This window comes from Haloimpatiens lingqiaonensis, assembly GCF_901447495.1.
Classification (GTDB): Bacteria; Bacillota; Clostridia; order Clostridiales; family Clostridiaceae; genus Haloimpatiens; species Haloimpatiens lingqiaonensis.
The window spans coordinates 1-1,799 of the sequence record NZ_CABDWS010000160.1 but is presented as its reverse complement, the minus strand read 5'-3'; the positions used below and the strand labels follow the sequence as shown (position 1 = coordinate 1,799).

The 1,799-nt window shown below is 26.2% G+C and carries 1 protein-coding gene and 1 pseudogene; one reads left to right on the top strand and one right to left on the bottom strand.

All coding sequences use genetic code 11. The features are described 5' to 3' along the window. The first annotated feature begins 138 nt into the window (after positions 1 to 138). Entirely contained in the window at positions 139 to 1,074 is a 936-nt protein-coding gene (locus FGK85_RS15065; protein WP_171011458.1) for a transposase, read from the top strand. A 276-nt stretch (positions 1,075 to 1,350) separates the two neighbouring features. On the opposite strand, the pseudogene FGK85_RS15060 reads toward FGK85_RS15065, so the two are convergent. Further along, positions 1,351 to 1,799 (bottom strand): annotated as a pseudogene (locus tag FGK85_RS15060) (ISLre2 family transposase); the annotation flags it as partial.

The window sequence follows — 1,799 nt, the reverse complement described above, 5'->3', positions numbered from 1 at the left end:
AGACAGCAACTATGGAATTGGGAGAATCCCCACAGAAAAACATAGATACTTTCTTATCTATACTAAAATATAAAAATAAATAAGTTTATAGTCAGTTAAATGACTGCTATAAACTTATTATACGAGGGAGGAAGTAAAATGCCTAGATTTGCTAGATTAAAAGAGTTTTTAGGAACTTATCATATAATGTTAAAGAGCATGTCAGAAATTTATCTATTTAAAACTCCTAAAGATAAAGATAAATTTCTTCAAATTCTAAATAAATATAAAACTATATATAAAATTGAAATATATGCTTATTGTTTAATGGATACTCATGTTCATATTCTAATATATAGCAAAGGTGCTGATATAAGTAAATTTATGCATGGGGTAAACTTAAGCTACGCGTTATATTACAATAAAAAATACAAAAGAAAAGGACATGTTTTTAGTGACCGTTTCAAAAGCAAATTAATACTAGATGAAATATATTTATTAAACTGTAGCTCTTACATTCACAATAATCCAAAAGATATAAAAAAATATAGAGGAAATGTTGAAAATTATTGTTATTCTAGTTTAGGTATATATCTTGGAAAATTAGAGAATAAATACGATTTAATAAATACTAGATTTATTCTAAGCTTATTTAGTAAAGACTTAATAAAGTCTAGGATTCTATATACAAATTTCTTGAAAAATGCCAAAAATATTGAACTTTCTTCCAATTTTACTTTATCGCTAAAAAAGAATAGCTCTTCTTCAGATTGCACTCTAGATATAAATTATGATTGTATGAACAATAGAACTTCTATTCCTAGAGATTATGACTCTAATAAGATAATAAATTTTGTTAAAAAAAATATATATTCTGGGAAAGTAGATATGTTAGACAAAAATTCATACAAGAATTTTAAATCTCTCTGCATAGTTCTATTAAAATGTCTTTGCAATTTAACTTATAATGAAATAGGTGAATGCCTAAATATTGTAAATATTTACGATTGCTATAAATTATGCAATAATGGAGTTTTTTTAATTCAAACTAAACATAATGACATAGTAGAGAAGTTCTTACAATATGCAAAATAGGCACTTAAAATATTACTCTTTAATATCTTAAGTGCTCAAAAGTTATATCTATCAAATTTAATATTCTATACTAACATTCATATATTTTCATCCTAATATAGAAAATATCAATAATCAATATTTAATTACTTGTTGTTTGTGTCAAGTTAAAGTGGGCAATTTTATTTCTTAATTTTTCCATTATAAATTCAGTTGAAAATTTTATTCCAAAAGGGCTTCGCCCGCAGCCCGAAAGGGCGCACTTATCCCGTTAACTTTTTATTCAAAATTTTAAAACTATCTATAAATAAGTTCACTAAAATTTTTTTCTTTAAAAAAGCTTTGTATAGCTTTTCTTCCATTAGTCATGGCGCAGCCTGTAAATGGTACTCTTGCTTGTTGTATAGGATAATACTTACTTTTCTTTACCTTCTTATTTACATCAGCTGCTGTTAATGTAATCATCTCTGTTATTGTTTCTAATTTATCATCTGAAACAACTCCTGAACATACCTCATTTATCACATTGTATATTCTTTTACTTGCTTTTTCAGCTAGTATTTTAGCTAAATTATTGGCACCTTTAATAGACCAACTCATTTTTCTTCCTTTCATTCTCTGAGCTAATACATCACATATATTGTGCTCCATTGTACCTAAATTTCTGTATTCTAATCCTTCTGGAGCCTTCGGCATTTTTATTTCTTCCCTTAGCTGATATGGCTTTAATCCTATCTTGTTATCAA